20 protein-coding genes are annotated in these 25,065 nt (G+C 65.7%); 9 read left to right on the top strand and 11 right to left on the bottom strand.

The annotated features are described in order from the left end of the window. The first annotated feature begins 7 nt into the window (after nucleotides 1-7). The 5 genes from astB (at nucleotide 8) to AC1D02_RS21790 (ending at nucleotide 9,318) form a co-directional block, all read left to right on the top strand. Nucleotides 8-1,348 (top strand): N-succinylarginine dihydrolase, encoded by a 1,341-nt coding sequence (astB, locus tag AC1D02_RS21810; RefSeq protein WP_477320560.1) that lies wholly within the window; start codon nucleotides 8-10, stop codon nucleotides 1,346-1,348. Between the two features lie 169 nt (nucleotides 1,349-1,517). Then, nucleotides 1,518-6,218 carry an NAD-glutamate dehydrogenase domain-containing protein gene (locus AC1D02_RS21805; protein WP_477320559.1) on the top strand — a complete coding sequence of 1,567 codons (4,701 nt, stop codon included), beginning with the start codon at nucleotides 1,518-1,520 and terminating at the stop codon, nucleotides 6,216-6,218. After that, nucleotides 6,218-7,195, top strand: coding sequence for a succinylglutamate desuccinylase (locus AC1D02_RS21800; protein ID WP_477320603.1), 978 nt, complete (start codon nucleotides 6,218-6,220; stop codon nucleotides 7,193-7,195). The genes AC1D02_RS21805 and AC1D02_RS21800 overlap by 1 nt, the downstream gene beginning before the upstream one ends. A 46-nt stretch (nucleotides 7,196-7,241) precedes the next feature. Further along, nucleotides 7,242-8,354, top strand: coding sequence for an NADH:flavin oxidoreductase/NADH oxidase (locus tag AC1D02_RS21795; RefSeq protein ID WP_477320558.1), 1,113 nt, complete (start codon nucleotides 7,242-7,244; stop codon nucleotides 8,352-8,354). A 106-nt stretch (nucleotides 8,355-8,460) separates the two neighbouring features. Beyond that, nucleotides 8,461-9,318, top strand: coding sequence for a GIN domain-containing protein (locus AC1D02_RS21790; protein WP_477320557.1), 858 nt, complete (start codon nucleotides 8,461-8,463; stop codon nucleotides 9,316-9,318). A gap of 33 nt (nucleotides 9,319-9,351) precedes the next feature. Here AC1D02_RS21790 and AC1D02_RS21785 read toward each other — a convergent pair whose 3' ends face one another. Further along, the gene (locus tag AC1D02_RS21785; protein ID WP_477320556.1) at nucleotides 9,352-10,542 is read right to left on the bottom strand and encodes a globin domain-containing protein; all 1,191 of its coding nucleotides are present in this window, start codon (nucleotides 10,540-10,542) and stop codon (nucleotides 9,352-9,354) included. 229 nt (nucleotides 10,543-10,771) lie between these two features. Here AC1D02_RS21785 and AC1D02_RS21780 point away from each other — a divergent pair, with 229 nt between their 5' ends. Further along, complete coding sequence (locus AC1D02_RS21780) at nucleotides 10,772-12,247, top strand: amino acid permease (protein ID WP_477320555.1); 1,476 nt, start codon at nucleotides 10,772-10,774, stop codon at nucleotides 12,245-12,247. Between the two features lie 214 nt (nucleotides 12,248-12,461). On the opposite strand, the gene AC1D02_RS21775 is transcribed toward AC1D02_RS21780, so the two are convergent. The 3 genes from AC1D02_RS21775 to AC1D02_RS21765 all read right to left on the bottom strand — a co-directional run bounded on the left by AC1D02_RS21775 (nucleotide 12,462) and on the right by AC1D02_RS21765 (nucleotide 16,347). Next, nucleotides 12,462-14,621 (bottom strand): S46 family peptidase, encoded by a 2,160-nt coding sequence (locus AC1D02_RS21775; RefSeq protein ID WP_477320554.1) that lies wholly within the window; start codon nucleotides 14,619-14,621, stop codon nucleotides 12,462-12,464. A 117-nt stretch (nucleotides 14,622-14,738) separates the two neighbouring features. Continuing rightward, nucleotides 14,739-16,016: a phospholipase D-like domain-containing protein gene (locus AC1D02_RS21770; RefSeq protein WP_477320553.1), complete on the bottom strand. Its 1,278-nt coding sequence runs from the start codon at nucleotides 16,014-16,016 to the stop codon at nucleotides 14,739-14,741. Nucleotides 16,017-16,077: 61 nt separating this feature from the next. Further along, a complete protein-coding gene (locus AC1D02_RS21765) occupies nucleotides 16,078-16,347 on the bottom strand; it encodes a GlsB/YeaQ/YmgE family stress response membrane protein (protein ID WP_305506869.1) in 270 nt (89 codons plus the stop codon). A gap of 273 nt (nucleotides 16,348-16,620) precedes the next feature. Here AC1D02_RS21765 and AC1D02_RS21760 point away from each other — a divergent pair, with 273 nt between their 5' ends. Beyond that, a complete protein-coding gene (locus tag AC1D02_RS21760; RefSeq protein ID WP_477320552.1) occupies nucleotides 16,621-18,120 on the top strand; it encodes a hypothetical protein in 1,500 nt (499 codons plus the stop codon). Between the two features lie 126 nt (nucleotides 18,121-18,246). Here AC1D02_RS21760 and AC1D02_RS21755 read toward each other — a convergent pair whose 3' ends face one another. The 4 genes from AC1D02_RS21755 to purB form a co-directional block, all read right to left on the bottom strand. Beyond that, complete coding sequence (locus AC1D02_RS21755) at nucleotides 18,247-18,819, bottom strand: YceI family protein (RefSeq protein WP_477320551.1); 573 nt, start codon at nucleotides 18,817-18,819, stop codon at nucleotides 18,247-18,249. Nucleotides 18,820-18,845: 26 nt separating this feature from the next. Next, nucleotides 18,846-19,397 carry a YceI family protein gene (locus tag AC1D02_RS21750; protein WP_477320550.1) on the bottom strand — a complete coding sequence of 184 codons (552 nt, stop codon included), beginning with the start codon at nucleotides 19,395-19,397 and terminating at the stop codon, nucleotides 18,846-18,848. 17 nt (nucleotides 19,398-19,414) lie between these two features. Then, entirely contained in the window at nucleotides 19,415-19,939 is a 525-nt protein-coding gene (locus AC1D02_RS21745) for a cytochrome b (RefSeq protein ID WP_477320549.1), read from the bottom strand. A gap of 189 nt (nucleotides 19,940-20,128) precedes the next feature. Next, a complete protein-coding gene (purB, locus tag AC1D02_RS21740; protein WP_477320602.1) occupies nucleotides 20,129-21,508 on the bottom strand; it encodes an adenylosuccinate lyase in 1,380 nt (459 codons plus the stop codon). Between the two features lie 147 nt (nucleotides 21,509-21,655). On the opposite strand from purB, the gene AC1D02_RS21735 reads away from it, so the two are divergent. Continuing rightward, nucleotides 21,656-22,264, top strand: coding sequence for a glutathione S-transferase N-terminal domain-containing protein (locus AC1D02_RS21735; protein ID WP_477320548.1), 609 nt, complete (start codon nucleotides 21,656-21,658; stop codon nucleotides 22,262-22,264). Then, nucleotides 22,261-23,205 (top strand): PfkB family carbohydrate kinase, encoded by a 945-nt coding sequence (locus AC1D02_RS21730; RefSeq protein WP_477320547.1) that lies wholly within the window; start codon nucleotides 22,261-22,263, stop codon nucleotides 23,203-23,205. Before AC1D02_RS21735 ends, AC1D02_RS21730 begins: the two co-directional genes overlap by 4 nt. A gap of 45 nt (nucleotides 23,206-23,250) precedes the next feature. Here the strand turns inward: AC1D02_RS21730 and AC1D02_RS21725 are convergent, their stop codons facing one another. The 3 genes from AC1D02_RS21725 to AC1D02_RS21715 form a co-directional block, all read right to left on the bottom strand. After that, the gene (locus tag AC1D02_RS21725) at nucleotides 23,251-24,177 is read right to left on the bottom strand and encodes a DUF3616 domain-containing protein (RefSeq protein WP_477320546.1); all 927 of its coding nucleotides are present in this window, start codon (nucleotides 24,175-24,177) and stop codon (nucleotides 23,251-23,253) included. Between the two features lie 2 nt (nucleotides 24,178-24,179). Further along, a complete protein-coding gene (gene bfr / locus AC1D02_RS21720) occupies nucleotides 24,180-24,650 on the bottom strand; it encodes a bacterioferritin (protein ID WP_477320545.1) in 471 nt (156 codons plus the stop codon). A 73-nt stretch (nucleotides 24,651-24,723) separates the two neighbouring features. Beyond that, the coding region (locus AC1D02_RS21715; RefSeq protein ID WP_477320544.1) for an energy transducer TonB at nucleotides 24,724-25,065 on the bottom strand (342 nt) is incomplete at its 5' end.

Genomic DNA, 25,065 nt, shown 5'->3' with positions numbered 1-25,065 from the left:
ACGCTCGATGCCATCCGCACGCGAATATAACTTCGACGGCCTGGTAGGCCCGTCGCACAACTATGCCGGGCTTTCGTTCGGCAATGTCGCTTCGTTCAGCAACGTCAAGAGCGCGTCCAACCCAAGGCAGGCCGCCTTGCAGGGACTGGCCAAGATGCGCGCGCTGGCCGCCCGCGGCTTCGCGCAGGCGGTGCTGCCGCCGCACGCGCGTCCCGATTTCCGCATGCTGCGCCGCCTCGGCTTCGGCGGCTCCGACGCCGACGTGCTGGCGCGCGCGTATCGCGAAGCGCCCGTCATCCTGGCCTGCGCCTATTCCGCCTCTCCGATGTGGACCGCCAACGCAGCCACCGTCAGCCCGTCCGCCGACGGCTTCGACGGCCGCACGCACTTCACCGCGGCGAACCTGAACAACAAGCTGCACCGCGCCCGCGAACACCTGCAGTCCACCCGCACCCTGCGCGCGTTGTTCGGCGACGAGCGCCACTTCGCCGTGCACGATGCGCTGCCGTCGACGCCGACCTTCGGCGACGAGGGCGCGGCCAACCACACCCGCCTGGCGGTCAGCCACGGCGACAAGGGCGTGCAGTTGTTCGTCTACGGCCGCGTCGAATTCGACCCGTCGGCGCCGGCGCCGAAACGCTATCCGGCGCGCCAGACGCTCGAAGCCTCGCAGGCGATCGCGCGCCTTCACCAGCTCGACGCCGGCCGCACCGTGTTCGCCTCGCAGAATCCCGACGTGATCGACCAGGGCGTGTTCCACAACGACGTCATCGCGGTCGGTAACGGAAATGTGCTGTTCTATCACGAGCAGGCCTTCGCCAACGAATCCCAGGTGCTGAACCAGTTGCGCGCTGCGCTGGACGGCATCGGCGCACAATTGGCGCCGGTGCGCGTCGATACGCGCGACGTGCCGGTGGCCGACGCGGTGACCAGCTACCTGTTCAACAGCCAGCTGCTGTCCAAGCCCGATGGCGCAATGGCGCTGGTGATCCCGCACGAATGCCGCGAGAACGTCGCGGTGTCGCGCTATCTCGAACGGCTGGCCGGTGCAAGCCCGGTCGACGAACTGATCGAGTTCGACCTGCGCCAGAGCATGCGCAACGGCGGCGGCCCCGCGTGCCTGCGCCTGCGCGTGGCCCTGACCGAAGCCGAGGCGCAAGCGATGCACCAGGGCGTGATCATGACCGAGACGCTGTACGCGCGGCTGGCCGGCTGGGTCGAGACCCATTACCGCGACCGCCTCGAACCGAAAGACCTGGCCGATCCGCAGCTGGCCATCGAGTGCGCGCAAGCGCTGGAAGAACTGGAGCGGATCCTCGGGTTGCCAGGATTGTACGACCTGTCGTAACGGCGCCTCGCGGCGTTTGATTACGCTGGCGTTAGCTGTTCTAATACCGCCAGCGTCGATTTTTGACTGAATTTTGGACCGGCCACCCCGGTCTGCCTTAGATCGCAACCGCAAGGCCACAAGCCGGCGCGGGAACGATGCACTACAAACTCGTATTGGAGATGTAACGATGACACAAACGCCACAAGACCTGCGCTCGAAGACACTCGAGATGGTCAACGCCAACCAGCCGTCGGCTGCCGGCAGCCAGGTTTCCGCGCTGATCAGCGCCTGGATCAAATCGCTGGACGAAGAGGACCTCGCGGGCACCGCGCCGGCCAGCCTCGCGCCGGTCTTGTGGGATGGCTTCACGCAGGCCGCGAAGCGCGAAGCGCCCGGCTGCGAAATCGAACAGATGCGCTACTCCGACGGCCGCGGCGGCATGGCCACCGCGCTGCTGATCCTCAACGACGACATGCCTTACCTGGTCGACTCGATCGTCATGGCGATGCGCAAACTGCGCGTCGGCGTCTCGGGCGTGATGAACGCCGTGCTGCCGGTGCAGCGCGACGCCAGCGGCGCCGTGGTCGCCGTCGGCGAAGCCGGCGCGCCGCTCGAATCGTACGTCCTGTGCCTGCTGTCGGAAGACCTCGGCGCCGACGAACTGGCCGCGCTGACCGCGCGCCTGCAGATGGTGGCGCGCGACGCTGCCGTGGTGCGCCACGATTCCGTCGCGATGGGCGACCGCCTGACCGCCGTCGCCGCGCAAGCCGCCGCGCATGGCGGCGCCGGCCTCGAAGTGGCCGCCTTCCTCGAGTGGGCCAAGAACGAAGGCTTCGAGCCTTTCGGCTACGCCTACTACGTCGTCAAGCCGGGCGTGCGCGAACTCGAACGCGACATCCCGAGCCGCATCGGCGTGCTGCAGGATACTTCGCACCCGGTCTACGGCACCTGCCTGGCCAACATCCCGGGCGACCTCGTCACCCTGTCCGGCCGCGCCGACGCGCTGTCGATCGTCAAGGCCGACGTGGAAGGCACGCTGCACCGCGACCAGCCGCTCGACTTCATCGGCGTGCGCAACACCGACGCGCAAGGGAACATCCTCGGCGAGCACTGCTTCGTCGGCTTGTTCACCCGCGCCGCCACCTCGACCCCGCTGGCGCGCCTGCCGTTCGCGCGCGGCCGCGTCGCCAAGGTCCTCTCCCTGGCCGGCGTGCGCCAGGAAGGCTTCCGCGCCGAGAAATTCCTCGAGATCCTCGAATCGCTGCCGCGCACCGAAGCGCTGGAAGCCGATCCTGAATGGCTGGCGCAGGTATGCAGCTCGGTCGTCTCGCTGTACAAGCAGCCGCGCGCCCGCGTGTTCGCCCGCCGCGACGTCTACGCCCGCCACCTGAACGTGCTGGTCTACATGCCGCGCGAGCGTTACAGCGCCGCCGTCGCCGCCGCGCTGGCCGCCGCACTGAAGGAAAGCTCGGGCGCCAGCGACGTGCGCTCGCAGACCCTGGTCGCCGACGGCCCGCTGGCCCGCGTCTACCTGATCGCCCACGCCGCGCGCTATCCGCTCGACCTCGAGTCCGATATCCAGCGTCCGCTGTTGTCCGTGCTGGACGGTTGGCACGACACCTTCGCTTCGCTGACCGACAACCTGACCGACACGCCGTTCCGCACTAACCTTCGCAAGCTGTGCGCCACGCTGCCGGTCAATTACATCGCCGCGACCGCGCCTGCCGTCGCCTTCCGCGACCTCGGCGCGCTGCTGCGCAACGGCCAGCCTGGCCACGTGTCGGTGCGCGTCGAAGCCGACGACGCCGGCGCCTCCTCCGTGCGTTTGTACTCGACCGGCTCGGTGCCGTCGCTGTCGCGCATTCTGCCGGCGCTGCACAACGCCGGCGTCACGATCGACCGCGAGCAGACCTACGGCATCAACATGGCCGACGGCTCGCGCCACTTCGTCACCAGCCTGGCGGTCGACGCCGACAGCGCGGCCAAGCTGGCCAAGCCGAACGTCATCGCCGTCGCCGAAGAACTGTTTGCCTCGCTGTTCAACGACGAAGCCGAAGACGGCCGCCTGAACGGGCTCGCCATCGAAGGCGGCCTGCGCATGCGCGAAGTGCAGCTGGTGCGCGCCTACATCAGCTACTGGCGCCAGACCGGCAGCAAGTTCTCGGTGCGCTACATGGCCGAAATCCTGCGCGGCCAGCCGATGATGGTCAAGGAACTGGTCGACGCCTTCGTCCAGCGCTTCGATCCGAAGCTGTCGCAAGCCGACCACGAAGCCGGCAGCGCAAAGCTGAAGGCGATGAAGTCGAAGCTCGCTTCTGTCAATCACGCCGACACCGAGGAAATCCTCGCCGCGCTGATCGACCTGGTGCTGGCGACCGTTCGCACCAACTACTTCCAGAATGAGCAGAAGGGCGACAAGATCATCTTCAAGTTCGACACCAGCAACCTTGCGCTGGTTCCGGAGCCGCGTCCGTACCGCGAGATTTTCGTGTTCTCGCGCCGCTTCGAAGGCGTGCACCTGCGCGGTGGCCCGGTCGCCCGCGGCGGCCTGCGCTGGTCGGACCGCATGGAAGACTACCGCACCGAAGTGCTCGGCCTGGTCAAGGCGCAGATGGTCAAGAACGCCGTCATCGTGCCGGCTGGCTCAAAGGGCGGCTTCGTCTGCAAGCAGATGCCGAAGGACGCGGTGCGCGAGACCATCGCAGCTGAAGGCGAAGCAGTCTACCGCCTGTTCATCGCCAGCCTGCTGGAAGTGACCGACAACCGCGTGCGTGGCGCCATCGTGCCGCCAGCCGACACGGTTCGCTACGACCAGGACGATCCTTACCTGGTGGTCGCCGCCGACAAGGGCACCGCGACGTTCTCCGACATCGCCAACAGCATCGCCGTGCAGCGCGGCTTCTGGCTGGGCGACGCTTTCGCGTCGGGCGGCTCGAACGGCTACGACCACAAGAAGATGGGCATCACTGCCAAGGGCGCGTTCGAAGCGGTCAAGCGCCACTTCTACGAACTGGGCCACGACATGAACACCACCCCGATCACCATGGTCGGCGTGGGCGACATGTCGGGCGACGTGTTCGGCAACGGCGTGCTGCTGTCGCGCCAGCTGAAAGTGCTGGCCGCGTTCGACCACCGCCACATCTTCCTGGACCCGACTCCGGACGTCGCCGTGTCGTTCGCCGAGCGCGAGCGCATGTTCGCCTTGCCGCGTTCGTCGTGGGAAGACTACAACAAGGAGCTGATCTCGCCTGGGGGCGGCGTGTTCCCGCGCAGCGCCCGTTCGATCGAGCTGTCGCCGCAAGTGCGCCAGGCGCTCGACATCGAAGAGACCGCGCTGTCGCCTGAAGAACTGATGCACCGCATCCTGCTCGCGCCAGTGGACCTGTTCTACAACGGCGGTATCGGCACCTACATCAAGGCGTCGACCGAAACCCACGCGCAGGTCAAGGACCGCGCCAACGACAACATCCGCGTCGACGGCAACCAGCTGCGCTGCAAGGTGGTGTCCGAAGGCGGCAACCTGGGCGCGACCCAGAACGGCCGTATCGAATTCGCGCTGGCGGGCGGGCGCATCTTCACCGATGCGATCGACAACTCGGCCGGCGTGGACTGCTCCGACCATGAAGTGAACATCAAGATCTGGCTGGATACCGAAGTCAATGCCGGCGAGCTGCCGGAAGCGGACCGCAACCGCATCCTCAACGAGATGACCCTCGACGTCGAAGACCTGGTCCTGCGCGACAACGAACTGCAGACGCACCTGCTGGTGCGTGAAGTGCAGGCCCAGTCCGACGCCGCCGTGGTCGACGGCTACGCCGCGCTGATCACCAGCCTCGAAAAAGAGGGCGCCCTGTCGCGCGAGCTGGAGCAGCTGCCGACCGACGCCGAGCTGGCGCGCCGCAAGGCCAACGGCATCGGCCTGACCACGCCGGAACTGGCCGTCGTCATCGCCAACGCCAAGAACCGCTTCAAGCGCCTGATGGCCGCGCTGCCGCTGACCGAACTGCCGTGGGCAGAGTCGGTGCTGCGGCCGTACTTCCCGGCGCAGCTGGTCGCTACCCGCAATCCGCTGGCGCATCCGCTGGCGAACACGATCCTGGCAACCGTGCTGGCCAACGAGTCGGTCAACCGTTGCGGCCCGCTGATGATCCGCGACCTCGCCGTCGAACATAAGGTCGACGAGACCGAAGTGGTCAAGGCATGGGGTCAGGCATGGTCCGCGCTGCACCTGGCGCCGGTCTTCACCGCACTCGACGCCGATGCGCTGAAGGTGCCGCGTGAAGTGTCGATCAAGGTCGACGAGCGCACCCGCGTGCTGTTCAAGGCGGTGCTCGAAGGCGTGCTGTCGGTCGCCGCGAACGAGCAGGGGGGCGGCATGGAGGAACTTTCGCGCCTGTTCGCCGATCCGGCGATGCTGCAGCAGCTGATGCCTGCCCAGGCCGAAGCCGACAGCGTCGCGGGCTTGCCTGCGTCGTTCGCACAAGCCTGGAAGGCCGTCGATGCAATCGAATCGGTTGCCACCTTCCTGTTCGCCGCGGTGTCGGTGCAGCGTCCGGCCGGCATGACGCTGGCGCAGTTCCTGCAGGTTGGCATGGCGCTGCGCGGCCAGGCCGGCATCGACACGCTGGAGCGCGGCCTGAAGCTGGCGCCGCACAGCAAGTCGCAGGAGCAGCTGCGCAACTACGCGACGCAGGCGCTGCGCCGCACGCAGCAGCGTTTGCTGATGCAGGTGCTGGCCAGGTCGAACGGCGGCGCCAAGCCGCTCGACGCGGTCGGCTCGGTCACCGCCGGCATGGGCCTGTCCGGCTATGCCGCGCCGGCTGACCTCGAGCAGGCGATGCTGGACGTGTGGGCGCTGTCCGAGGCGGCCAACGCCGTCCCGGCTTGATGGCGACACTGTCGCCAGCGGTCCGCCAGCTCGCATCGGCGGACTTCAGCGCGCTCGCGCGGCGCTTCACTGAGGCGGGATTCAGTGTCGCGCTGCCGGCGCCCGGGATCGTCACCATCAAGGCGCCGGACGGCACCGCGCGCGCAAGCGTCGTGGTCTCGGTCGGCGTGCACGGCGACGAAACTGGGCCGATCGAAGTGCTGGCGCAAGTGCTGGACCGGCTCGCGCCGGCCGCGCTGGCGGTCGACCTGATGGTCTGCGTCGGCAATATCGACGCCATCGCGGCCGGCAAGCGTTTCATCGACGCCGACCTCAATCGCATGTTCCGCGCGCAGCGTGGATCGCTGGCAGGTACCGCGGAAGCGGCGCGTGCCGACGCCATGATCACTGCAACCACGGCGTTCTTCGCCGGCGCGGGGCCGGTGCGCTGGCACCTCGACCTGCACACGGCGATCCGGCCTTCGGTCTACCCCACCTTCGCGGTGGTGCCCGACCTTGTGGCCGAGCAGCCGAAGGCAAAGCTGGTGGACTGGCTCGGCCAGGCCGCCATCGGCGCCATCATCATGAACCCGCAGTCCGCGGGCACCTACAGCTATTACTCGGCGGAGCATCACGGCGCCGCCGCCAGCACGGTCGAATTGGGCCGTGTCGGCACGCTGGGCCAGAACGACCTGTCCCTGTTCGCCGACGTGGATTGCGCGCTCGACGACCTGCTGCGCGGCAGGGAGCCGGCAGCGGCGAAGGCGCGTCCGCACGTGTTCAAGGTCGCCCAGGAGATCGTCAAGCTGTCCGACGATTTCAAGATGGCGTTCGGGCGCGAGACGCAGAACTTCACCGCGATCCCTGCCGGCGCGGTGATCGCCACCGACGGCGCCACCGTGTACCGCGTCGGCGCGCAGGAAGAACTGGTGGTGTTCCCCAATCCCGACGTGCGCGCGGGCCTGCGCGCCGGCCTGATGGTGGTGCGCACCTCCTGACCGGCAGCGGTGTAGACTGGCGGCTCGCCCATTTGCTGGAGCCGCCGTGAGTCAACTGTTCTCGCCCATTTCGCTCGGACCCCTTCAACTCGACAACCGCATCGCCATCGCGCCGATGTGCCAGTACTCGGCCGACGAAGGCCTGGCCACCGACTGGCACATGATCCACCTCGGCCACCTGGCGCTCTCCGGCGCCGCCATCCTGTTCCTCGAAGCGACCGCCGTGGTGCCGGAAGGCCGGATCTCGCCCCGGGACCTGGGCCTGTGGTCGGACCAGCACGCGGCCGCGCTGGCGCCTGTCGTGCAGAGCATCCGCCGCCATTCGCCGATCAAGCTGGCGATCCAGCTTGGCCATGCCGGGCGCAAGGCCTCGTCGGCGGTGCCGTGGGAAGGCGGCGCCAACATCGCGCCGGGCGACGGCGGCTGGCAGACCGTGGCGCCATCGCCGCTGCCGCACGGGGAAGGAGAGAGCGTGCCGCACGAACTCGATGCGGCCGGCATGCGGCGCGTGATCGACGGCTTCGTCGACGCGGCGAAGCGCAGCCACGCGCTCGGCTTCGACGCCATCGAGATCCATTCGGCCCACGGCTACCTGCTGCACCAGTTCCTGTCGCCGCTGTCGAACAAGCGCATCGACGACTACGGCGGATCGCTTGCCAACCGCATGCGCTTTCCGCTCGAGGTGTTTCGCGCAGTGCGCGCCGCGGTGCCGCCGGAGATGGTGGTGGGCGTGCGCATTTCGGCCTACGACTGGGTCGACGGCGGCTGGGACGTCGAGCAGAGCGTGGCGTACGCGCAGGAGCTGGAGCAGGCCGGCTGCCACTTCATGCACGTGTCCAGCGGCGGCGTGTCGCCGCTGCAGAAGATCCCGGTCGGGCCGGGCTACCAGGTCGGCTTCGCCGAGTGCATCAAGCGCGAGACCGGCATGCCGGTGATCGGCGTGGGCATGATCACCGAGCCGGTGCAGGCCGAGCAGATTTTGGTCAGCAGGCAGTGCGACATGGTGGCGCTGGCGCGCGCGATGCTGTTCGATCCGCGCTGGCCGTGGCACGCCGCCGCGGCGCTGGGCGCGCAGGTGCAGGCGCCGCCGCAGTACTGGCGCTCGCAGCCGCGCGAGTACAAGCAGCTGTTCGGCGAGACCCGCCTCGGCCAGCGCTGATCCCGTCCATACCGCGATTCTTGCAGTTCGTCGCACGCCGGATGCCGGCCGGCGGGGCGGCTGATATCGTCCGCGCACTACCAACAACAATAGACAGGTCCAAATCATGCGTTCATTGCTTACCGTCGGCTGCCTCATCGCCTTGTCCGGCTGCGCCGTCATCGTCACCGGCAACGACGACGTCCAGGTCAAATCCGTTTTCAGCAGCGACACCGTGACCGGAAACGGCGTGCTGGCCCACGACGTGCGCGCGGTCGGCAACGTCAGCGCCATCGATGTCAGCGGCCCGCTGGAGGTGAATGTGCGCGTCGGCGTCGCGCCTTCGCTGGAAGTCGATGCCGACAGCAACCTCCTGCCGTTGATCCGCACCGAAGTGGTCGGAGGTGTGATGCGCATGTGGGTGCAGGGCAGCGCGCGCAGCAACAACAGCATGCGCGTGACCTACACGCTGCCGTCGCTGAGCTACGTCAATGCCAGCGGGTCGGGACGGCTGTCGATCAGCGAACTGAATGGCGCACCGCTCGATTTCAGCAAGAGCGGCTCGGGTGTGGCGAACCTGGCGGGGCGGGTCGGCCGGCTGGACCTGCGCAGTAACGGTTCGGGCCAGGTCAACGCAAGCGCGCTTCATGCCGGCGACGCCAATGTGTCCCTGAGCGGTTCGGGACGCATGAGCCTCGGCCAGGTAAAAGGCAATGCGCTGACCGTGGACCTGCACAATTCCGGGACGGTGCAGATCGGCGGCGCCGTGGCGTCCGTCAGCGCCCGCTCAAGCGGTTCCGGCAGTGTCAACCTGATCGGGCTCGTCAGCGAACAGGCAGATCTGTCCAACAACGGCTCGGGCGAGATCATCGCCACCGTCAAGCGCATGCTTCTGGCCCAGGGCAACGGCTCCGGCCGCATCACGGTGTACGGCAATCCTGCGCAGCGCTCGGTCACCGGCAAGAACGTGACGGTGCTGAACTAAAAGCGGCCGGTCCTTGCGGCCGGCCTTTGATTTTTACAGCAGGTGGTCGAGCAGGTCAGGCCCGAACACCTCGCGATGCAGGCGCGCCGGCGGCACGCCCGCCTTCACCAGCGCCAGCCACTGCGCCTGCATGAACGGCAGCGGGCCGCACATGTAGACGTCGGTCTCGGCATACGGCCACGATGGCATGGCGTTCAGCGTCATCAGCCCTTCCAGCGCATCGCTTGCGCCAGCGCGATTCTCGTAGAACTTCACCACCTGCAGGTTGGGCATCGCCGCCTTCGCCGCTGCGATATCGGCGTTGTGCGCCTGGTGGTCGGCGTCGCGCGCGGCATGGCCGAAGATCACGTGGCGCGACGGGTTGACCTGGGCGATGCGATTGAGCGCGCCGATCATCGGCGTGATGCCCACGCCGGCCGACAGCAGCACCACCGGCTCGTCCGATTCGGTGTCGATGGTGAATTCGCCGCATGGCGGGGACACCAGCAGCGTGCTACCGGCGACGACATTATCGTGGATCCAGTTCGACACTTCGCCCGCGGGCGTGGCCTGGCCGGCCGGCTCGCGCTTGACCGAAATGCGCAGGCTGTCGCCGGCCGCGTCGGACAGGCTGTACTGGCGCAGCTGGGTGCGGCCGTCGCCGAAATTGACGGTGACGCTGAGGTATTGGCCGGCCTTGAACGCGGGCAGCGGCGCGCCGTCGTCGGCGACGAAGCGGATCGACTTCACCTGCGAACCCTGCTGCGTGACTTCGGTGACGCGCATCGCGCGGGTCTGGCCCGGCTCGATGCCAGCCTGCTCGTACATGTTCTTTTCGGCTTCGATGAACAGCTTGGCCAGCGAACCATACGCTTCGGCCCAGGCGGCGATCAGTTCCGGTGTGGCGCTATCGCCCAAAACATGGGCAATAGCGCCAAGCAGGTGCTGGCCGACGATCGGGTAATGTTCGGCGCGGATGCCGACCGAGACGTGCTTGTGGACGATGCGGGTGACGACCGGGCCGAGCGCTTCGGGCGCGCCGATGTTGGCGGCGTACGCGAACACGGCGGAGGCGAGCGACTGCTGCTGCACGCCGCTGGCCTGGTTGCCCATGTTGAACAGGTTGGAGAGGTCCGGGTGGGCGGCGAACATGCGCTTGTAGAATTCGGTGGTGATGGTCAGGCCATGTTCGCGCAGGACGCCGACACTGGCGTCGATGTAGGGACGGGATGCGGCGGAGATCATGATATTCCTTTTGCTTATTTCAAGTATTTTAAATGCATGTTATTGCCGGCAGCACTGGCGTGATGTGCCTGATGTCAGCGCCATTCTACTATACATGTAACTAAAATACATCTTTAATTCGGCCGACAAAAGATGTGCCTGAGATAAAGCTCTGGCCCTATAATCGTCTGGTTTTTGGCGTCGGGCACCCGCGGCGGCCAACATTATCCTGTAAAAACAAAGGACTACCGTGAACCTGACACTCGGCCAGAAGCTGATCCGCACCAAACCGACCGACCGCAAGGAATCTGAGCACGGCCGTGCGCCGGCCACCGGCGGGTTGGGCCGCAGCATCGGCCTGTTTCCGCTGACCATGATTGGCGTGGGCGCGACCATCGGCACCGGCATTTTCTTCACGATGGTCGAGGCGGTGCCGAAGGCGGGGCCCGCAGTGGTCCTGTCGTTCCTGATGGCTGCGATTACGGCGGGCCTGACCGCGCTGTGCTACGCCGAACTGTCGTTCCGGATTCCTGCGGCCGGCTCGTCCTACTCGTTCGCTTACGCCACGGTGGGCGAGTTCGCCGCTTTCATCATGGCGTTCTGCCTGCTGCTCGAGTACGGGCTGGCGGCCAGTGCGACGTCGATCGGCTGGTCCGGCTACCTGAACAACTTCCTGACCAACGCGGTCGGCTGGCAGATCCCCGAGGCGCTGCGCTCGCCGATGGTGGTGTCGGGCGCGAACGGGGTCGAAATCCATGCCGGGCACATCAACCTGCCGCCGGTGCTGCTGGTGATTCTGTGCGGCGTGCTGCTGATCCGCGGCACGCGGGAGTCGGCGACCACCAATGCCGTCATGGTGCTGATCAAGCTCGCGATCCTCATCTTCTTTGTCGCGATTGCATTGACCGGATTCGACATCAACAACTTCCATCCGTTTTTCTTCGCTGCGTCGGAGAAGACCGCGGGCGGTATGGCCGGTGTGGCGGCGGCGGCGGGGACGGTGTTCTTCTCGTTCATCGGGCTCGACACGGTGGCTACCGCCGGCGAGGAAGTGCGCGACCCGACCCGCAACGTGCCGAAGGCGATCCTGACGGCGCTGGCCATCGTCACCGTGTTCTACATGCTGGTGGCGGTGGCGGCGGTCGGCGCGCAGCCGGCGCGCATGTTCGAGGGGCAGGAAGCCGGCCTGTCGGTGATCCTGCAAAACGTCACCGGCAAAGCGTGGCCGGCGATCGTGCTGTCGGCCGGCGCGGTCATCTCGGTGTTCAGCGTGACGCTGGTGACGATCTACGGACAGACCCGCATCCTGTATGCGATCAGCCGCGACGGCCTGATTCCGAAAGCGTTCCAGCAGGTGCATCCGCGCACGCTGGCGCCGGTGCACAACACCATCATCGTCTGTGTGGCGGTGGGTATCGTCGCGGGACTGGTCGATGCTACCTTCCTGTGGGATATGGTCAGCATGGGCACGCTGACGGCCTTCATCGTCGTGTCGATCGCCGTGCCGGTGCTGCGCAAGAAGGAAGGCGACGCGATCACCAAGGGGTTCCGCGTGCCGTTCGGACCGTACGTGGTGCCGGCGCTGAGCATCGCCGCCTGCCTGTACCTGATGCACGAACTGTCGATGACCACCTACCGCGTGTTCGCGATCTGGATGACGATAGCGGTGCTGACCTACTTCTTCTACGGCATCCGCAATTCGCGCCTGAACAAATCCCTCGCCTGACCCCATCTTGGAAAAGCCACGCGGCCAAGTGTTTGCGTGGCTTTTTTTGAGCCGCTGCCCAATACCTGGGGTCAGGTCCGCCGGACCTGACCCCGTCTTTGTCAGCGGCCGACGCAAATAGCCATGCAAAAAAAATCCACGCAGCCTCACGATGCGTGGATTCTTTTAAAATGGGGTCAGGTTCGCAGAACCAGACCCCGGCTGCTGCGGACGTTTATTCGACGCCCATTTCCTTCAGCAGGTTGTCGGCGTGGTCCACGTGCTTCATGTTCCACAGGATGTAGCGCACGTCGACCTGGATGTCGCGCGTGTTGGCCTTGTTGAAGTCCCAGTCGGAGATGATCGAGTCGAGCGTGCCGTCGAACGCCAGGCCGATGAACTCGCCCTTGCTGTTCAATGCAGCCGAACCCGAATTGCCGCCCGTGATATCCAAGGTCGCCAGGTAGTTGACCGGCACGGTCTTGAGCTTCGGATCGACGTACTTGCCGAAGTCCTTGGCGCGGATCGCCGCCAGCTGCGGTTCAGGCGCGTTGAATTCGCCTTCGCCGGTCGCCTTCGCAACCACACCCTTGACCGTGGTGAACGCGGTCCATGCGCCGGTGCCGTCGGCGCCGTGATCGCGGCCGGCGATCTTGCCGAACGTGACGCGCAGCGTGCCGTTGGCGTCAGGGTAGACTGCCTGGCCCTTGCTGTTCATGTAGGCGATCTTCGCCTTCATGTAGTTGGCGTACGATTCCTGGATCTTGCCACCCAGTTCCTCGTCTTCCGCTTCACGCTTCAAGCCGCCTTCGTACATCGCGACCGCGGCCTTGATGAACGGATCGTTGCTGGCCTTGAATTCGGCCGGCGACTTTTTCAGCCAAGCGGTGCGCTGCGCCTTGTCGCCCAGCGTGGTGCCGGCGTACATGCGGTCGAGCAGGGCGGACAGGTCGGCCGCCGACATGCCGTCCTTGATGCCCATTGCGGCGTCGAAGTTGGCGTTGCGCGAAGCAGCCGGCTGCGCGGCGTACTTGGTCAGGCTGTTCATCACCAGCGCCTTGTCGACCTTGGCGTCGTAGGTGCGGTCCAAGCCCTCGACGCTGGACTGGAAGCGCTTCAGGTCGCGTTCCTGGTAGCCCGACTTGCGCTCGGTGTCCGGCTTGGTGCTTTCGTTGGCCAGGCGGTACATCGAACGCGCGGTCGACAGCAGGCGCGGCGACGACGACATCAGGTAGTAGTCGCGCTTCATCTGCGCATCGCGCTCGGCGATCAGCTGCTCGATCTTCTCGATGTCGCCGGCGTATTCCTTCCGGCGCGCCGGATTGGCGTTGACCCATGCCTTCAGGTCCGCGTGCTCTTTGGTTTTACGCGCGAGGAAATCGCTGCCTTCGTAGCTGGTCAGCATGCCCTTGCGGTTCTTGTAGTAGTTGTTGATGCCCGCGACCTGGCCGGCGTACTTCAGCTTGAGCGCAGGATCGGTCTTGGTCTCGCGGTCGATGATCGCCAGCGATTCGGCCGAGGATTTGATGAAGGCAGGGTAGTTCCAGTCGAAGGTCGATGCCACTTCCGACGGCAGGCGGTGGCGGTTGGTGCGGCCAGGGTAGCCCAGCGCCATGATGAAGTCGCCTTCCTTGACGCCTTCCTTGGCGATCTTCAGGAAGTGCTTCGGCTGGTACGGCACGTTGTCCTTCGAGTAGTCGGCGGCCTTGCCGTCCTTGCTCACGTAGGCGCGGTAGAAGCCGTAGTCGCCGGTGTGGCGCGGCCACATCCAGTTGTCGGTGTCGCCGCCGAACTTGCCGACGCCGGCCGGTGGCGCGTGCACCAGGCGCACGTCGCGAATTTCCAGCTGCTTGAGCAGGTAGAACTCCAGGCCGCCGTAGTAGCTGGCCACGGTGCAGCGGTGTCCCGGATCCTTTTCGCACTCGGCGACGATGCTCTTCTCGTTCTTTTCGATGCCATCGACGCGCGCCTTGCCGGACAGCTTGGCCACTTCAGGGGTGACGACCTTGCTGCTGACGTTGGTCACTTCCTTGGTCACGAAGATGCGGCTGCCCGGCGATGCCGGCAGTTCTTCGCCGAAGCTCTTGGCCAGGAAGCCGTTGGCCAGCAAGTCGCGCTGCGGCGTCGAGTTGACGGCCACGCTGTTGTAGACGCAGTGGTGGTTGGTCGCGACCAGGCCTTGCGGCGAGACGAACGACGCCGAGCAGCCGCCCAGGCTGACGATCGCGCCCATCGGGAATTCGGTCAGTTTGGTCAGGGTGGCCGGATCGAGCTTCAGGCCCGCGGCTTTGAGTTGCTTGGCTACTTGTGGCAGCTGCTGCGGCATCCACATGCCTTCGTCGGCGTACGCGGCGGAGGTGCTCAGGATGGCGAGCGTCAGGAGGGTCTTTTTCATTCGCGGTGGTCTCTCTAGAGTGATCGAACTGCTCCGGATCGTTGCCGGAGCGTTCAAGAGTATCCTCACCGCCTACTTATTAGTCAACCTGAATTTCGGATTTCACGGGCCTCGTCTTTACAGCTGCGCCCCGATCAGCGACGCGACCTTGCCAAGCGCCTTGTCCTTCCACGGCCGGTTTTCCCACGCCGCGTACGTGATCGGCTTGGCCTTGGCCCAGTCGGCGTCGAACACCTTTTGCTGCGACTCGGCAAATGCGCGGTCAAATACGTTCAGGTTCGCCTCGTCGTTCAGGCTGAACGAGCGGTTGTCGAAGTTGGTCGAGCCGACCGATACCAGCAGGCCGTCGACCACCAGCGATTTGACGTGGAACATGGTGGGCTGATACTCGGCCATCTTGATCCCCGCCTGCAGCAGCGGCCCCCACTGCTCGCGCGAGGCCGAGCGCACCACGTCCGAATCGATGATCGGGCCCGGCGTGATGATCTGGATCTTCACGCCGCGCTTGGCCGCGGCCACCAGCGCCTTGATCGTCAGTTCGTCGGGCACGAAGTAGGCGTTCGACAGCTGGATCGAGTGACGCGCGGCGGTGATCGCCATCAGGTACATCAGGTGCATGCTCTCGCTGCCGCCCGTGGGCGAGCTGGAAAACATCTGCGCCGGGTGCACGCCCTTCGATTCGAGCGGCGGAAAATAGGCGTCGCCGTCGAGCACGCGCCCGGTCGACTTGGTCCAGTTGTCGGTAAACACGGCCTGGATCTGGCCGACCACCGGCCCCTCGATGCGGAAGTGGGTGTCGCGCCAGTGGTCCGCGTCCTGCGCCACGCCGCGCCATTTGTCGGCGATGCCGACGCCGCCGGTGAAGCCGACCTTGCCGTCGACTACCAGCAGCTTGCGGTGGGTGCGGTTGTTCAGGCGGGTCAGCTTCCACCACACCGGCTTGTGATAGCGCTGCAGCTGCACGCCGGCCGCCTTCATGGCGTTGGCATTGGCCTCGTCCATCTTGATGCTGCCGATGAAGTCGAGCAGCACGTGGACCTTGACGCCTGCCTTGGCGCGCTCGATCAGCGCGTCGGAAAATTCCTTGCCGATGGTCTCGGACCAGTAGATATAGGTTTCGAATGTAATGGTGCGCTCGGCCTTCTTGATGGCGTCGAGCATGGCCGGGAAGATCTGGTCGCCGTTAAGCAGCACCTCGACCTTGTTGCCCTCGACGATAGGAGGTCCCAGCAGCACGCCCATCGAGCGCCGGAACTGCGGATCTTCCAGGTCGTACTTGCGCACCAGCTGGTGTTCGATTTTTTTTTCGCTCGGCATCAGGTTGAGTGCCAGGAAGCCGGCAATCAGGGTGAGGGCGCAGGTGACGAGGGCGATGACCACGGGTTTGGTTCTCATTGTTTAGTCCAAAAACAAAAAAACCAACGCCGAAGCGTTGGTTATTTTGGTGTGCTGCATATTAACGGGTCCGGCCGCGGCGGAACAGATTGACGATGGCCAGCAGGATCACAGCGCCGAGGAACGACACCAGCAGCGAAGTCACGCTGAAGTCGTCCGAATTGATGGTTCCGGTGCCAAACAGCGGGGACAGCAACCAGCCACCCAGGAAAGAACCGACGATACCGACGACGACGTTCAGGATCATGCCCTGCTCTGCGTCCGTTTTCATGACAAGGCTTGCAAGCCAACCCAAGATGCCGCCAACGACGATCCAGATGATGAATAACATGGTGATTCTCCTTAAATAAATTTAGCCCGAGACCATTGAATATCGCTGGCCTTGTTAAAAAGTCTAGTCGTCGGAAATGCCTTGGTCGGTGCGGCAACGAACGTAACGACGACGATTCAAAATTATCAAAAAAACATGCCGCTAGGAATGTCGCCGACTCGGTGCGTCAACGAACAGAGCGCTTTTGCCGTCGGCCTTAATGTTGCAGCACTGGCAATTAACTTCTCACTGTTTTTTGCGGGACCCCACCGATAATTCGAAAGGAAATACAAAATGAGCAACTACGATTCGAACGCCAAAAATTCCCGTATGGTTACCGGCCTTTTCCGTGATCGCGACAGCGCCGAACGCGCCTACAGCTCGCTGGCCGACCGCGGCTACAACAAGGACGACGTCACCCTGATGATGTCGGACGACACCCGGAAGACCCATTTCGCCGACACCGACACCGAGCTGGGCAGCAAAGCAGCTGAAGGCGCGGGCATCGGCGCCGGCATCGGCGGCACCATCGGCGCCGTGCTGGCCGGCATCGCTGCCGTCGGCACCACGCTGGTCCTGCCAGGCATCGGCCTGGTCGTCGCCGGCCCTATCGCTGCGGCACTGGCTGGCGCCGGCGCCGGCGGCGTGGCTGGCGGCCTGGTTGGCGCGCTGATCGGCGCCGGCATTCCGGAAGAGCGCGTGGTGCACTATGAAGAGGGCATCAAGAACGGCGGCATCCTGATGGGCGTGACCCCACGTTCGGACGAGGATGCGCTGCACATCGAGCGCAGCTGGACCGAAAGCGCCGGCGAGCACATCATCGGCACCGGCGTCGGCGCGGCTGGCGGCGCTGCCACCGGCGCGGCGATCGGCTCGGTTGCCGGTCCTGTCGGCACCCTGGCTGGCGCGGCAATCGGCGGCATCGCCGGCGGCCTGGCTGGCAAAGGCGCGGCTGAAGTGGTCAATCCGAAGGCTGGCGACGACCTGTCCGAGCACCACCTCGCCAAGGGCGTTGGCGCCGGCAGCGGCGCTGCGATGGGCGCGGCCGCTGGCGCGGTCGGCGGCCCGATCGGCATGGCGGCAGGTGCGGCCATCGGCGGCATCGCCGGCGGCCTGGCTGGTCGCGGTGCGGCTGAAGTAGCCAATCCAAAGGCTGGCGATGACCTGGCCGACCACGGCCTGGCCAAAGGTGTCGGCGCAGGCGCCGGTGCGGCTACCGGCGCGGCCATCGGCGCAGTCGGCGGCCCGATCGGCATGGCTGCTGGTGCGGCCATCGGCGGCATCGCCGGCGGCATGGCTGGCCACGGTGCGGCTGAAGTCGCCAATCCAAAACCGGGCGATGAACTGGGCGAGCACAACCTGTCGACCGGCGTTGGCGCCGGCGCGGGCGCGGCAACCGGTGCGGCGGTCGGCGCAGTCGGCGGCCCGATCGGCATGGCCGCTGGCGCGGCAATCGGCGCCATGGCTGGCGGTGCCGCAGGCCATGCGGCCGGCGCGCTGGTCAACCCTGCTGCGGAAGACAGCTACTGGCGCGATTCGTACACCAAGGCGCCTTACTACTCGTCGCAGTACACCTATGACGACTACGGTCCGGCTTACAAGCTGGGCTACAACAGCCGCGGCCGTTATGTGGGCCAGAGCTTCGACAGCGTCGAAAACGACCTGGCGAACGAGTGGAACTCGGTCAAGGGCTCGTCGCGCCTGACCTGGAACGAAGCGAAGGCCGCTTCCCGCGCCGCATGGGACAAGGTCGAGCGCGCAATGCCAGGCGACTTTGACGGCGACGGCCGCTAAGCAGCAAGCCGGGGTCTGACCCCGAACACCGGGTCAGACCCTTGGCAGTAATGAAAAAGCCTCGCTTTCGCGAGGCTTTTTTTCGTGGGTACGACCCGAATTCCGGGTCAGACCCTGGTGTCGACTTCAGTTGGCCTTGACCGCTTCGATCTGGATCGCCAGCTTCACTTCCGGCGAAAACTTCGGCACGCCGAAGCCGATGCCGAAGTCGGCGCGGTTGAATTCGCCCGACGCATCGGCGCCGCACCATTCGCGCTTGAGCATCGGATGCTGGATGCACTTGAACTTGTTGATCGCCAGGGTGACCGGCTTGGTGACGCCGTGCAGGGTCAGCTCGCCGTTGACGGAGACCGGCACGTCGCCCTTGAAGTTGATCGAATTCGACTTGTAAGTCGCGGTCGGGAACTGGGCGACGTCGAACATGTCCTTGCCCTTGGCGTGGTTGTTCAGCTTTTCGATGCCGAAATCGAGCGTGTTGGCGTCGATCGTGATGTCCAGCGCGCCGGTCTTGGCCGCGCGGTCGAGCACGACGGTGCCGCTGGTCTTGGTGAACTTGCCGCGAAACACGGACATGCCGGCGTGGTCGGCTTCGAAGCTCGGGAACGTGTGGCTCGGGTCGATGTTGAAGGTTTCCGGGGCGGCGAACGCCGATGCGGCGCTGGCGGCAAGCAGGACTGCGATCAGGTGCTTCATTTTCATGCGGTTTCCTTTGTGTGAGATGGTGATTACTGCGCCGCGGTGACGCGGAATTTGATGACGACGTCGTCGGCGACCATGCTGGTGTCCTTCCATTCGCCTTCGCCGATATTGAACGCCAGCCGCTTGATCGGCAGCGTCCCTTCGAATACCTGCTTGCCGCCTTCGGCCTTGACGGTCAGCGGGAAGCTGACGTCCTGGGTCTTGCCCTTGATCGCCAGTTTGCCGGCCACGGTCAGCTTGCCGGCGCCGTTCGGTTTGATCGAGGACGAAGTGAACGTCGCTTTCGGGAACTGGGCCGAATTGAACCAGTCCTTCTTCGCCACTTCCTTGTTCATGTCGGCGTCGCCCAGGTCGAGGCTGGCGGTGTCGATGTCGACGGTGGCCTTGCCGTTCTCCGGCTTGGCCGCGTCGTAGTCGACCTGCGCGCTGAACTTCTTGAATTTCGCTTCGACCGGCACGTTCATCTGCTTGAACACGGCGGCCACGCTGCTGTGGGCCAGGTCGGCCTTAAGCGGAATGGCGCCGGCGGCCAGCGCGACGCCAAGCAGGGCGGCGGGGATCAGGTACTTTTTGTTCATCTTGTTCTCCTAATAAATCAGGGCAGCATGCGCTTCATGACGCCGTCGCGGTCGATGAAGACGTGCTTCAGGGCGGCGGCGACGTGCAGGCCGACGGCGCCGGCCAGGCCCATGTTCAGCCAGAAGTGTACTTCTTTCAGCAGCGGCTTCAGCTCCGGGTTCGCGTCGATCAGGACCGGCAGCGACAGCACGCCAAAATATACCACCGGCACGCCGGCGGCCAGGGTGTAGAAATAGCCCGACAGCGGCACCGCGAACATCAGCACGTAGAGCAGCAGGTGCAGGTGGTGCGCGGCCTGCTTTTCCCAGCGCTTCATGCTGTCCGGGTAGGGCGGCGCGGCGTTGGCCAGGCGCCAAAGCAGGCGCAGGGTCGCCAGCAGCAGCACGGTCACGCCCGCCCACTTGTGCCAGGAATAGTATTTGAGCTTGGTCGGGGTGATGCCGGGGATGTCGGTCATCACCAGGCCGAGCGTGAAGGCGCCGATGATCAGCAGGGCGATCAGCCAGTGAAGCAGGATGGCGGGACGGGTGTAGCGCTGCATCGGCGAGTCCAATTAGTACGTGTTAGGACTAATAGTACCGCAATTTGGGATGAAGTGTTGCTGGTGTGAATTTGGGGTCAGGTCCGCCGGACCTGACCCCGCCGTTGCCGGCGCAGCGGAAATTATCGCGACTTTTCTTGCCGCGGCAACAAAACCGGGGTCAGGTCCGGCGGACCTGACCTCCCAATATCAAATCTCCGCGGCCAGCTTGGCGGCGATGCCGACGTAGTTCGCCGGTGTCATCGCCAGCAGCAGGTCTTTCGCTTCCTGCGGCACCGCCAGGGTCAGGATGAACTCGCGCAGCGCATCCTTGGAAATGCCCTTGCCGCGCGTGAGTTCCTTGAGCTGCTCGTACGGGTTCTCGACGCCATAACGGCGCATCACGGTCTGCACCGGCTCGGCCAGCACTTCCCAGTTGGCGTCCAGGTCCTGCTCGAGGCGCGCCGCGTTCACTTCCAGCTTGTTCAGGCCGCGCAGGCAGCTGTCGTAGGCCAGCAGCGCGTAGCCGAAGCCGACGCCGATGTTGCGCAGCACGGTCGAATCGGTCAGGTCGCGCTGCATGCGCGATACCGGCAGCTTCTCGGACAGGTGCTTGAGCATGGCGTTGGCCAGGCCCAGGTTGCCCTCCGAGTTTTCGAAGTCGATCGGGTTGACCTTGTGCGGCATCGTCGACGAGCCGATCTCGCCGGCCTTCAGGCGCTGCTTGAAGTAGCCCAGCGAGACGTAGGTCCAGATGTCGCGGTTCAGGTCGAGCAGGATGGTGTTGGCGCGCGCGATGGCGTCGAACATCTCGGCCATGTAGTCGTGCGGCTCGATCTGGATGGTGTACGGGTTGAAGGTCAGGCCGAGGCGCTGCTCGATCACGTCCTTCGAAAACGCCGGCCAGTCGAACTGCGGGTAGGCCGACAGGTGGGCGTTGTAGTTGCCGACCGCGCCGTTCATCTTGCCGAGGATTTCGACCGCGGCGATGCGCTTGACCGCGCGCTCGAGGCGGGCGACGACGTTGGCGAATTCCTTGCCCAGGGTGGTCGGGCTGGCGGTCTGGCCGTGGGTGCGCGAGAGCATCGGCAGCGCCGCATTGGCGTGGGCGATCTCGCGCAGCTTGTCGATCAGCGACTTTAGCGCCGGCACGATCACGCCATCGCGCGCGGCCTTGAGCATCATGCCGTGCGAGGTGTTGTTGATGTCTTCCGAGGTGCAGGCGAAGTGAATGAACTCGGTCGCCGCGACCAGTTCCGGCACGTCCTTGACCTGTTCCTTGAGCCAGTACTCGACCGCCTTGACGTCATGGTTGGTGACCGCTTCGATCTCCTTGATGCGCGCCGCGTCGGCCTCGGTGAAGTCGGCCGCCATCTTGTCGAGCAGCGCGGTGGCGTCTTTCGAGAACGGTTTGATCTCGGCGAAGCCGGCCTGCGACAGCGCCTGCAGCCACGCGATTTCGACCTTCACGCGATGGTGCATGAAGCCTGCTTCGGACAGGATCGGGCGCAGCTTGTCGGTCTTGGCGGCGTAGCGGCCATCGAGCGGGGACAGGGCGGACAGCGTGGAGTACGGGGCGGTGGAGGTCATGGCGCGAGGGGCTGGGCAAAACAGCGATTTTACCACCGGGCGCTGTTCGCCGCCGATGTTGCGGGCATACCGAAATCGCGCCGCCAGCCCGCCATCGGCCATCTGGCCGATGCTATACTGGCCTCCAATCATTCATAAAAAGTGCCCATGAAACTCATCGGATCGGTTACCAGTCCCTATGTCCGCAAGGTGCGTGTCGTCCTGGCGGAAAAGAAGCTCGACTACACCTTCGAGCTGGAAAACGTCTGGGCCTCCGAGACCACCATCCACCTGGCCAACCCGCTCGGCAAGGTGCCTTGCCTGGTGATGGAAGACGGCAGCCCGATGTACGATTCGCGCGTGATCGCCGAATACCTCGACACGCTCACGCCGGTGTGCAAACTGCTGCCGCCGAATGGCCGCGACCGCGCCGACGTCAAGGTGTGGGAAGCGCTGGCCGACGGCGTGCTCGATGCCGCCGTGCTGGTGCGCCTGGAGAAGACCCTGCGCCCGGCCGAGCAGCAAAGCCCCGACTGGATCGCGCGCCAGATGGGCAAGGTGCAGGCCGGCCTGGCGGTGATGTCGGCCGACCTGGGCGAGTCGCCTTTCTGCAAGGGCAACCACTACACGCTGGCCGACGTCGCCGTCGGCTGTTGCCTCGGCTGGCTGCTGTTCCGCTTTCCGGAAATCGGCTGGCGCGGCGACTACCCGAACCTCGCGCGGCTGTTCGACAAGCTGTCCGAGCGCGCATCGTTCAAAGAATCCGTGCCGCAGTGATCCCGGGCCTGGAGCGCGAGAGCCCGCGCACGATCGTCGTCTACGGCGAGGCGCTGGTCGACGACTTCGTCACCGAGCAGCAGGTCGGCGGGGCGCCGTTCAACGTGGCGCGCAACCTGGCCGCGTTCATGGAGCCGCAGCTGATGATCACCCGCATCGGCGACGACCGCAATGGCGTCGTGGTGCGCGGCGAGTTCGAGCGCTTCGCGATGTCCGAGGCCGGCCTGCAGCTCGACCGCATGGAAGAAACCGGCCGCGTGCTGGTCGAGCGCGCGCCCGGCGGGCACCGCTTCGTGATCCTGCCGAAGCAGGCCTACGATTTCATCGACCCGATCCACGCGATGGAAGCGCTGTCCGGCGTGACGCCGGCGACGTTTTACTTCGGCACCCTGGCGCAGCGCGCGGCGCGCTCGCACGCCACCCTGCACAAGCTGCTCGACGCGACCGGCGCCACCCGCTTCCTGGACGTCAACCTGCGCGAGGGCCAGACCGATCGCGGCTGCGCCACCGAGTCGCTGCACGCGGCCGACATCGTCAAGGTCAACGAGGAAGAACTGCAGGCGCTGTTCCAGTGGTACTTCCAGATCGACCCGCGCAGCGTGCTGACGACCGCCGAGGTGCATGCGTCGTGCCGCGCGCTGCTCGACATGTTCGAACTCGAAGCGCTGATCGTCACGCTGGGCCATCGCGGCTCGGTGTACTTCGGCGCCGACGGCGCGCTGATCGTCAACCGCGACAATCCGGCGCCGCCATTCGTCATCGACACGGTGGGCGCGGGCGACGCGTTCTCGGCGATTTTCCTGCTGGGCCGCGCGCGCGGCTGGCCGCTCGAGCAGACGCTGGCGCGGGCCAACGAATTCGCCGGCGCGATCTGCGCCGTGTCGGGCGCGGTGCCGCGCGACATCGGCTTCTACGACAAGTGGGTCGCGCGCTGGCGCTGACGGGAAACTGGGATCAGGTCCGCCGGACCCGACTCCGGCTTTGCATTACAGCTTGAACGCCATCGCGCGGAATGATTTTTGCGCCGCCGGCAGTTTTTTGCATTTGCGCCCGCCGATCTGTTCGTCGCCGTCGTCGCTCAGCAGCACGATCTCGTCCGCCACCGGATCGTGGAACAGCGCTTCCGGCCGGAAGCCGCCGGCGTCGAGGCTGCGCACCAGCCGCGGCGCCGGCCCGCCCAGCCCGGCCCAGCGGAACAGCGCGAACCGCGGCGTCGCCGTGCTGGCCGACGCTTCGCCGCTGGGGCCGGCCACGATCAGGTAGTCGTCGCCCACCAGCTCGACGCTGCGAAAGCCGCGCGCGCCGAGGTCGAGACGGATCAGGTCGCCGAAGTCGGGCCTGGCGCCCTCGAGCACGGCGGCTGGATTGAGCAAGGGAACGGCCAGCGCCATGCCCATCGGCAGCGGATTGCGAAAGCCGATCAGCAGCCCGCCGACGCGGGTGGCGCTCAGCCCCTCGATGTTCAGGCCGCCGTCGGCTTCCGGATTGCGCGTGCTCGCCTCCTTCAGCTCGGCGAAGCGCGGATCGGCCAGCATCTCGGCCAGCAGCAATTCGTAAGGAGGCGCGGGCGCCGGCAGCAAGGTCGGCGTCGGCGACGCGGCAAGAATGTCGGTGGCGAAGAAGCGCCAGCGGTGCGGCGCCAGCGCGCCGTTCTTGCCCTTGCGCGCGTGCGAGCTGATCCAGTAGATGCGCGCGCCGAGCAGGGCCGAGCCTTCGATGTCGGCTTCGTCGCGCTTGCCATCGGGACCGCTGTTGCCAAGGTAGGCGCCGAGGTCGACCGATCCCACCGCTTCGGCCGTGCCGCGGCGATAGATGCGCAATACGTCCAGCTCGTCGTCGGCCACCGCGAAGCAGCCCTGACCGATGGCGACCGCCGCGGAGGCGTCGCACAAGCCGGCGTAGCGCTCGTCCACGGCTACTCGCCCATTTGACTCTGCAGGTAGTTCTGGATGCCGATCTTGGCGATCAGGTCGATCTGGGTTTCCAGCCACTCGATGTGCTCTTCGGTGTCTTCCAGGATGACCACGAACAGTTCGCGCGAGACGTAGTCGCCGGCCTTCTCGCACTCCGCCACGCCTTCCTTGACGGTGACCTGGGCGGCGCGCTCGAGCTGCAGGTCGAGGCTGAGCATCTCTTCGGTGTTTTCGCCGATCAGCAGCTTGTGCAGCGCCTGCAGGTTGGGCAATCCGTCGAGCATCAGGATGCGGTCGATCAGCTTGTCGGCGTGCTTCATTTCGCCGATCGATTCCTCGTATTCCTTCTTGCCCAGTTTCTCCAGGCCCCAGTGGCGGTACATGCGCGCATGCAGGAAATACTGGTTCACCGCGGTCAGCTCGTTGGTCAGCTGCGCGTTGAGCAGACGGATGATGTTCGGATCGCCCTTCATGGAGTGCTTTCGTGTGGTGAGATTAAGAACATCATAGCAAACCACGGGACCGGCACGGATGAATTTGCGTCGCTCAGCCGCCCAGTTTGAAGTTGAGCGGAACGATCACGTACACCGCGACCGGGCGGCCGTCTTCGCGGTGCGGCTTGAACACGGCGCGCAGCACGGCCTGGCGGGCGGCTTCGTCGAGCCGGGCGGAGCCGGACGAGGTCTGCACCTGCACCTGCTCGGCCAGGCCCTGGTCGTTGACCAGCACGCGCAGCACCACGCGGCCCTGCTCCCCGGCGCGGCGCGCGGCGGCCGGGTATTCGGGCTGGGGCGCCTTCAGGTATTCGACGCCGGACGTGATGGTGCGCGGCGCGGCCGGCGCCGCGGCAGGCGCGGCGGCCGGTGCGGCGCCTGCGCCAGGCACGGC

The sequence above is a fragment of the Massilia sp. P1_C10 genome (genome assembly GCF_056406475.1).
The sequence above is the reverse complement of the archived record's forward strand: the minus strand, read 5'-3'. Positions and strand labels throughout refer to the sequence as shown.

Bases quoted from the DNA above. Each gene is read 5' to 3' on its own strand.
- astB (WP_477320560.1), top strand. From the start codon at position 8: ATGCCATCCGCACGCGAATATAACTTCGACGGCCTGGTAGGCCCGTCG.
- AC1D02_RS21805 (WP_477320559.1), top strand. From the start codon at position 1,518: ATGACACAAACGCCACAAGACCTGCGCTCGAAGACACTCGAGATGGTC.
- AC1D02_RS21800 (WP_477320603.1), top strand. From the start codon at position 6,218: ATGGCGACACTGTCGCCAGCGGTCCGCCAGCTCGCATCGGCGGACTTC.
- AC1D02_RS21790 (WP_477320557.1), top strand. From the start codon at position 8,461: ATGCGTTCATTGCTTACCGTCGGCTGCCTCATCGCCTTGTCCGGCTGC.
- AC1D02_RS21785 (WP_477320556.1), bottom strand. From the start codon at position 10,542: ATGATCTCCGCCGCATCCCGTCCCTACATCGACGCCAGTGTCGGCGTC.
- AC1D02_RS21775 (WP_477320554.1), bottom strand. From the start codon at position 14,621: ATGAAAAAGACCCTCCTGACGCTCGCCATCCTGAGCACCTCCGCCGCG.
- AC1D02_RS21770 (WP_477320553.1), bottom strand. From the start codon at position 16,016: ATGAGAACCAAACCCGTGGTCATCGCCCTCGTCACCTGCGCCCTCACC.
- AC1D02_RS21765 (WP_305506869.1), bottom strand. From the start codon at position 16,347: ATGTTATTCATCATCTGGATCGTCGTTGGCGGCATCTTGGGTTGGCTT.
- AC1D02_RS21760 (WP_477320552.1), top strand. From the start codon at position 16,621: ATGAGCAACTACGATTCGAACGCCAAAAATTCCCGTATGGTTACCGGC.
- AC1D02_RS21755 (WP_477320551.1), bottom strand. From the start codon at position 18,819: ATGAAAATGAAGCACCTGATCGCAGTCCTGCTTGCCGCCAGCGCCGCA.
- AC1D02_RS21750 (WP_477320550.1), bottom strand. From the start codon at position 19,397: ATGAACAAAAAGTACCTGATCCCCGCCGCCCTGCTTGGCGTCGCGCTG.
- AC1D02_RS21745 (WP_477320549.1), bottom strand. From the start codon at position 19,939: ATGCAGCGCTACACCCGTCCCGCCATCCTGCTTCACTGGCTGATCGCC.
- purB (WP_477320602.1), bottom strand. From the start codon at position 21,508: ATGACCTCCACCGCCCCGTACTCCACGCTGTCCGCCCTGTCCCCGCTC.
- AC1D02_RS21735 (WP_477320548.1), top strand. From the start codon at position 21,656: ATGAAACTCATCGGATCGGTTACCAGTCCCTATGTCCGCAAGGTGCGT.
- bfr (WP_477320545.1), bottom strand. From the start codon at position 24,650: ATGAAGGGCGATCCGAACATCATCCGTCTGCTCAACGCGCAGCTGACC.